This window comes from Mesorhizobium sp. M7A.F.Ca.ET.027.02.1.1, assembly GCF_004022985.1.
In the GTDB taxonomy this organism is placed as follows: Bacteria; Pseudomonadota; Alphaproteobacteria; order Rhizobiales; family Rhizobiaceae; genus Mesorhizobium.
On record NZ_RZOL01000326.1, the window covers coordinates 1 to 7,125 of the forward strand.

The 7,125-nt window shown below is 63.9% G+C and carries 7 protein-coding genes; 2 read left to right on the forward strand and 5 right to left on the reverse strand.

Translation table 11 applies throughout. The annotated features are described in order from the left end of the window. The 4 genes from EN749_RS26870 to EN749_RS26885 all read right to left on the reverse strand — a co-directional run. A partial coding sequence (locus tag EN749_RS26870; RefSeq protein ID WP_145991015.1) for a glycosyltransferase family 2 protein occupies positions 1–660 on the reverse strand: 660 nt, incomplete at its 3' end. Further along, positions 650–1,600 carry a glycosyltransferase family 2 protein gene (locus EN749_RS26875; protein ID WP_127321007.1) on the reverse strand — a complete coding sequence of 317 codons (951 nt, stop codon included), beginning with the start codon at positions 1,598–1,600 and terminating at the stop codon, positions 650–652. The genes EN749_RS26875 and EN749_RS26870, both read right to left, overlap by 11 nt. Then, complete coding sequence (locus EN749_RS26880) at positions 1,600–2,595, reverse strand: glycosyltransferase family 2 protein (RefSeq protein WP_128364307.1); 996 nt, start codon at positions 2,593–2,595, stop codon at positions 1,600–1,602. The genes EN749_RS26875 and EN749_RS26880 overlap by 1 nt, the downstream gene beginning before the upstream one ends. 40 nt (positions 2,596–2,635) lie before the next feature. Further along, entirely contained in the window at positions 2,636–3,808 is a 1,173-nt protein-coding gene (locus tag EN749_RS26885; RefSeq protein ID WP_128364308.1) for a glycosyltransferase, read from the reverse strand. Between the two features lie 185 nt (positions 3,809–3,993). On the opposite strand from EN749_RS26885, the gene EN749_RS26890 reads away from it, so the two are divergent. Then, the gene (locus EN749_RS26890) at positions 3,994–5,490 is read left to right on the forward strand and encodes a lipopolysaccharide biosynthesis protein (protein WP_127267652.1); all 1,497 of its coding nucleotides are present in this window, start codon (positions 3,994–3,996) and stop codon (positions 5,488–5,490) included. Positions 5,491–5,542: 52 nt separating this feature from the next. Beyond that, positions 5,543–6,565 (forward strand): phosphoribosyltransferase family protein, encoded by a 1,023-nt coding sequence (locus EN749_RS26895; RefSeq protein ID WP_127396117.1) that lies wholly within the window; start codon positions 5,543–5,545, stop codon positions 6,563–6,565. Between the two features lie 18 nt (positions 6,566–6,583). On the opposite strand, the gene EN749_RS26900 is transcribed toward EN749_RS26895, so the two are convergent. Continuing rightward, a partial coding sequence (locus EN749_RS26900; protein ID WP_128364309.1) for a glycosyltransferase occupies positions 6,584–7,125 on the reverse strand: 542 nt, incomplete at its 5' end.

The window sequence follows — 7,125 nt, forward strand, 5'->3', positions numbered from 1 at the left end:
ATGATAGGCATAGCCGATATCGGGCTCGACGACGCATTTTCCACCCTTGGCCAGGGCGCCGGCAAACAGGATGTAGTCTTCGCCGATCCTCAGCTTTTCGTCGTAGCGAAGCCGGTTTTCGTTCAGGAACTCGCGCTGGAAGATCGGCTTGAGATAGCCGAGGTTGAACTTGGATTCGAAGACGACGTTGCCGGCGATGTAGGTGGCCAGCGAAATCTCGCGCAAGCCTTCCAGATACTGCCGCGGAAACATCGCGTCCTCGATGACGCCGTCCTCGCGAACGACCTGCAGATTGTCGACGGCGATCTGGGCATCCGCGCTTTCGGCACGAGCGATCATGGCCGCGAGCCGGCCGGGAAAGACCGCGTCGTCGGAATCGAGAACCGCGATCCATCTGCCGCGGGCGGCGTCGAGGCCGGCATTCCTGGCGCCGCCAGGGCCGCGGTTGCTGGCCAGGGCGACGACACGGACGATATCCCCGGGGTAGGCCCGCGCCACGTCGAGCGTCGCATCGCGCGACTTGTCGTCGACGACGATGATTTCGACGCTGACACCCTTCTGGGCGATGGCGCTGGCAATCGCCCGATCAAGGGTCGCCTCGGCGTTGTAGGCGGCAATAACGAAGGAAACATCCGGGACAGAGCTGACGTCAGGCTGCACGCTTGCCTCCCTCCTGTGGCGACGGCTGGCCATAGAGGCGAATTTCGCGGATGCCGACGAGGCCGCTGACGACACCAACATGCATAATGCCGCGCAGCACGCTGCGGTTCCTGCGGACTGGACTGACGACGACCGGAAGTGCCGAGGCGAAGCAATAGATGGCCTTTGCCGAGGCCAGGCCGACCTGCTTGACCAGGCCGATGCCGCTGGCGCTGCTGCCCAGGAGATGGCCATGCGTCTGGCCGACGCGGAAGCGGCGGCGGCCGAGCCATTCGAATGCCGCCCTTGAGCGCGGCACCACCTCGTCGACCCACGCCTCGGGCGCGAAGGCGATGCGGCCGCCGGCCTTGTGCATCTGGTCGAAGAATTCGGTGTCCTCGCCGCCGGTCTGGCCACGCGCCAGGCTGAAGCGGCGGCCGCGCAGGCTGTCCGAGCCCATCCGCAGCAGAACATTGCAGGTGTAGCCGGTGCGGATCTCGCCGCGTACCCAGACGGGCAAGGTCGAATGGAAATCGCCGCGCCGCATCCAGTCCGGCGCATCCGGGCGATAGCGCGCCCTGACCGGGCCGAGCACGACGGCGACACCGCTTTGCTGCGCCATCGCGACCAATTCGGCGAGCCATTGAGGCGTGGCCGTCTCGTCGTCATCAATGAAGGCGACGAAATCCGCTGTGCTCGCATCGAGGCAGGCATTGCGGGCGATCGAGATGTTGCGCGCCGGGGCATGCCGATAGTGGATCGGCACCGTCAATTCCCGCGACAGCGCCGCCACCAGGTCACGGGCCGTCGGGGTGTCGTCATTGTCGGCGACGATAATGCGGATATCGAATCCCGCCGGCATCTCCATCGCGTCGAGCGAGCGCAGCGTGTCAGCCAGCTCCGGCCGGCGGAACGTGCAGACGCCGATGTCGATGCTGCGGTTCTTTGCCGACACCGCCATCAGGCCACTCCGCGTCGCGAGCCGAGGCCGAGAAGCTGCAGCCAGAAGCCAACCGACCAGCCAAGATGCATGACCATGGCCGAGACACCGGCCAGCGCAACGTCAGCCTTGCCCTGGCGGATAGCCGTCACCAGCCCGTAGCCCAGGCACACCGACACCCACAGCAACAAAGGCACTGCCGCAATCCAATGCACGAAGGAGAAGGCCGCAAGAAGAACCACCGGGAAGACCGCCAGCGGCACCATCTGCCGGATCTTTGGGATGACGCGGTGCTTCAGCACATTCTTGGCACGCCCGCGACCGTAGCCGAGATACTGGAAATAGAGGCCTGAGAGCGAGGCGCGCGGATAGTAGACCATCTGCGTCTTGCCACTCATCCAGATCTTGTAGCCGGCCTTGCGCAGGCGATAATCGAGCTCGGCGTCCTCGTTATGGCTGAACGCTTCGTCGTAGCCGCCGACGGCGCCGAATGCCGATATCCGCATCAGTGCATGATGGCCGTGATCGATCCACTGTCCCTGCGAAAGATGCCGATGCTTCGAGCCGCCGGTGCCGAGCTTGGAGTTCTGCGCCGCGGCGGCCGCCTTCTGCACGGCACCGCTGCCGCTGGTCAGCATCGAAACGACAACCGAATCCGCTGATGTAGCCAGGGCTTCCTCGACCAGCCGGTCGCAATAATCGTCGGGATAACCGCCATGCGCATCGATGCGGATGAGATAGTCGGCACCATCGCCGAAGGTACCGACGGCGAGATTGATCGCCGCGCTCTGGATGCGCCGCTTGTTGTGGAGCAGGATAACCCGCGGGTCCTTGGCAATCACATCCTCGACGATGGAAAGCGTGCCGTCGGTGCTGCCGCCGTCGGCGACGATGATCCGGGCGCCAAGCCGGGCGGCCGCGGGCCGCAATTGATCGAGCAGCGCACCGATATGGGCGGCTTCATTCAGGCACGGAATGACGATCAGGCTGGATGAGGGTTTGTCCGTCTGCGTCATCAATCTCTGTCCATCTTGCCTCTGTCCATCCTTGGCCATCCTATGCCAATGCCTCGGCGGCAAAGGAGCCGGGCACGGCCGTCAGGCTGCGCAGCCGCTCGACAAGCGCCCGGCAATCGCTGCGATCGTAGCTCCAGGTCCTCGGATTGCGGGCCAGAACGCGCTCCTTCAGCCTGGCGAAGCGATGCTCTTCCATCTTGCCGAGCACGGCTTCGAGCGCTTCGGGCGACGCCTGCGGCAACAGCACGCCGATATCCTGCTGTTTGAGGAACCGCCCGGTCTCGGTGTTGCCCATCGAGATCGGCACCGCTCCGAAACGGCAGCCTTCATAGAGCCGGTTGGGCAGAAGCCATTCGGAGTTCTGCCCCGCCTCGAAGAAATCGATCGCCCACGAAAAATGGACATCGTTGTAGATCGCCGCCATGTCTTCCGGATTGCGGTAGGGCCCGAGAAACGACAGCCACGGCTCGGCTTCGACAAAGCCGTGAAAGTCAGGGAATTCCGACAAAGCCGGACGTCCGCGCAGCACGACCTCGAAGCGGCCCTCCATGCGGCGGGAGAAATCGGCCAGCAGCTCGAGTGAGCGTCGGCAGCGCAGCGCACCGAACCAGCCGATCCGCCATGGCGGACCGACCGGGCTCTCTTCAGTCTCCGGAGCGCCGGGCAAGATCGTCGCGGCCTCGAAATATTTGTTTTCGACCAGCTCGATGGGTGCCGAAACCTGGCCGAACGGCTTGAAATAATTGGCGATAAAGGCAGGAGAACTGGTCACCAGCAGCTTCACATCCCTGGCCAGAAAGCGCTCGGTGGCGCGCAGCGCCTTGCCCAGGACATCGTTGCGCAGCACAAGCCGATGAATGTCGAGGCACTCGTATACGATCGGAACCGATGCACCGAAGGCTGACCTGGCGCGGCGGGCAAGCGCCAGCATTTCCAGGTTGCGCGCGATGATGAGATCCGGTTTTGGCATACCGCCAAGCGTCGAGCCTATCGAAACGGCTGCTTTGGCGACGGCCGCGAGGCGTTGGCCGAATCGCCCGTCACGCGTCGCGCCGAGGTCGATCGGCCGCAGTCCCTCGATATCCGCAATCGGATTCGCGGTGCGACGGAAGCCGGCCAAAGTGACCTGGGCCCCACCTGCCCTGAGCATCGTGATCCGCCGGCGCACCGCCGGGTCGGAAACGTCGTGCACAAGGTACAAGACATGCAGCATAAAAACTCGACCGCTGTTGGCCCACCCGAGGGAATGCTAGTACAGGTCTTGCTGCATCGCAACATTTTTGGTGCGGCGGCCCACGTTTTCTGTTGCACTGCAAAATTATTGCCGTAGTTTGTGGTCGGCGGCGGTCGTGGATTTTCGGGCTCGGAAATCAACGTAAAAAATCAGGAATCCTGAATTTGGAAGCCAATGCATTCGATCCGCCAGAAGGCTCCTTGCGCAAATCGGTTGGGCGCGGCGCGGTTGTCACGGCCATGGCGCAATCGGTGCGGGTCGCGACACAGATCCTGTCCGTTATCGTCTTGTCGCGGTTGTTGTCGCCACAGGATTTCGGCGTCGTGGCGATGTGCGCGCCGGTGCTTGCCTTTATCGCCCTGTTCCAGGATTTCGGCCTGACCCAGGCGACGATCCAGAAGTCGGGCATCCGGCATGAGGAGGTGAACTACCTCTTCTGGATCAATGTCGCGGTCAGCGCGATCCTGGCTTGCGTGCTTGCGGGTGCGGCGCCGCTGGTTGCCGCCTTCTACGGCGAGCCGCGCGTGACGGGCCTGGTGGCTGCGTTCGGGCTGCAGATCATGGCCTATGGGCTGGGCGCCCAGCATCTGGCGCTCTTGACGCGCCGCATGCAGTTCGGCCGGCTGGCCGTCATCGACGTCGCCAGCGCCATTGCCGGGCTTGCGGTGTCGATCGCCTGGACCTTTATCGATCGCTCCTATTGGGCCCTGTTTGCCGGCACGCTGACCGGTGCCGTGCTGCCGACGCTCTGCTATTGGGCGAGCTCGCGCTGGCGCCCGGGCCTGCCGCGCAAGGTCGCCGGCATCGGCGAGCTGATCAATTTCGGCGCCGGCATCACCGGCTTCAACTTCGCCAATTTCTTTGCCCGCAACCTCGACAATGTGCTGATCGGCAAATATTGGGGCGAGGCGCAACTCGGCCTCTATGACCGCGCCTACAAGCTGCTTCTGTTTCCGCTGAGCCAGATCACCAACCCGCTGTCGAAGGTGATGGTTCCGGCGCTTTCGAGGCTGAAGGATGAGCCGGATCGCTACCGCAGCGCCTACCTGCGCGTCATGCCGCTGATCCTGCTGGTGGCGCTTCCCGGCGTCGCCTTCGCCACCGCGATGTCGGATGTGCTGATCCCCTTCGTGCTCGGCGAGCAATGGCGCGCAAGCGCCTCGATTTTTCTGGCGCTCGGCTTTGCCGGGCTGCTGCAGCCGCTCAACAATCCGGCGGGGTGGCTTTTCGTCAGCCAGGGCCGCTCCGGCGATTTCATGCGCTGGGGCATCATAACGGCCGTGACGTCGGTGCTGGCCTTCATGCTCGGCCTGCCCTATGGCGCGCTGGGCGTGGCGATCGCCTATGCGATCAGCGAATATCTGCGGACGCCGTTCCTGTGGCTCTATGTCGGCAAGAGCGGGCCGCTTCAGGCGCACCATGTACTTCGAGCGGCAACGCCGTTCGTGCTTGGCGCCCATCTGGCACTGGCCGGCATCTGGTTCATCAAGCCAGCGCTGCCGCAGCAGCATGTCGTCGCCCTGGCCAGCGGCGCCGTGCTCGCCTACCTCATCACCATCGTCATCGCACTGGCATTCGCCTCCGGCCGCGAAGCCTTGCGCGAGGCCCTCAAGATGCTGCCGGCAAGGCTGCCTGCGGCGGCGGCGCGCGAAGCGCAATAATTTGGGCGTCTTCGACTGCTACCGACATCTCCTCCAGGACCAGGTCTGAACCATGCACTACCGATCGATCTCCGATATGAACGACGCCATCGTCAGGGGCCTGCACCGGCTGCCGCGCGACATCGACCTGGTGGTCGGTGTGCCGAGAAGCGGCGTTTTGGCAGCGACGCTGGTCAGCCTTGCCGCGAACATCCCGATGACCGATCTCGACAGCTTCCTGGAAGGGCGTATCTATACGTCTGGCGTCACCAAGCGCCGTGCCGCTCTCGACCGCAAGGTTTCCGAGATGCGCAAGGTGCTGGTGATCGACGACAGCGTCGCCGGCGGCAACGCCATGCGTGACGCACGCGCCCGCATCCAGGCTGCGGGCATCAAGGCGGAGTTCACCTTTGCCGCCGTGTTCGGCCTTGAGCCCCAGCACCAGGAAACCGACCTCGTCTTCGAAGTCGTGCCGCATCCGCGCATGTTCCAGTGGAACTTCATGCATCATAAATTCCTGGCGCAATGCTGCGTCGACATTGACGGCGTGCTGTGCCTCGATCCGACAGAGGCGGAAAACGACGACGGCCCGGCCTATGAACAATTCCTCAGCGAAGCGCGGCCGCTCCATGTCGCGACCCACAGGATCGGCTGGCTGGTCACCAGCCGGCTGGAGAAATACCGCGCGCTCACCGAGGCATGGCTCGCCAAGCATGAGATCAAATACGACCAGTTGATCATGCTCGATCTGCCGAGCAAGGCGGAACGGCAACGGCTCGGCGCGCATGGCAGTTTCAAGGCCGATTTCTACCGCAAATCCGATGCCATCCTGTTCATCGAGAGCGAGCACGAACAGGCGCTGAGGATCACCGAACTGTCAGGCAAGCCGGTGCTGTGCGTCGAAACGCATATGGTCAGCTTTCCCAACACGCTGTCGCTGCCGGCACTTGGCCAGGCGGCCAGAAACCTGCCGGCAAGGCTGCGGCAGATCAAGTCGCAAGAGGGCCGCAAAAGCGCCGCCAAGACCATTGCCCGCGCGCTGCTTGGCGCCCGCGGCTACGAGACGCTGAAAAGCCGGGTCAAACGCCCGGCCTGACCTGCTCAGGCCGCGCCGTCAGGCCGCCTGCCGCGCGCGTTGCTGCATGGCCCTGTCCAGTATCGAGAAGAAGGTGATGAACTGGCGATCGGGATCGAGTTCCGGGCGCCCGGCGAAGCTGCGGGCGAGGCTGGAAAGCCGGTCATATTCCTGATTGTCGTTCCACAGCCGCCTGACGGCCGCGACCCAGTCGGCCAGCGGTGCATCATAATCCAGCACCACGCCACCGGAGCCAATCGCTTCGGGCAGACCGCCGCGCCGCGAGCCGACAACGGGGATTCCGCTGCAATGGGCCTCCGACGCGACGCGGCCCCAGGCCTCTTCCCACTTGCTGGGAGCAAGCAGGATCTTCGTGCGGCCGTAGACCGTCTTCATGTCGCTGGTGCGGCTCTCCAGGACGACATTGCCCAAGGGAGCGATCGTCTGCTCGATCCGCGCCCGGTGATCGTCGTCGAGCTTCCAGCTTTCGACGAACAGGAATGGAATTTCGCGGCAGGCGCCGGCGATCCGCACCGCGAGCTCGAACCCCTTTTCCTCATAAGGGTTGATCAGCGTGACGA

Excerpts from the sequence above, each read along its gene's own strand:
- EN749_RS26880 (WP_128364307.1), bottom strand. The coding sequence starts at position 2,595 with ATGACGCAGACGGACAAACCCTCATCCAGCCTGATCGTCATTCCGTGC.
- EN749_RS26895 (WP_127396117.1), top strand. The coding sequence starts at position 5,543 with ATGCACTACCGATCGATCTCCGATATGAACGACGCCATCGTCAGGGGC.
- EN749_RS26875 (WP_127321007.1), bottom strand. The coding sequence starts at position 1,600 with ATGGCGGTGTCGGCAAAGAACCGCAGCATCGACATCGGCGTCTGCACG.
- EN749_RS26885 (WP_128364308.1), bottom strand. The coding sequence starts at position 3,808 with ATGCTGCATGTCTTGTACCTTGTGCACGACGTTTCCGACCCGGCGGTG.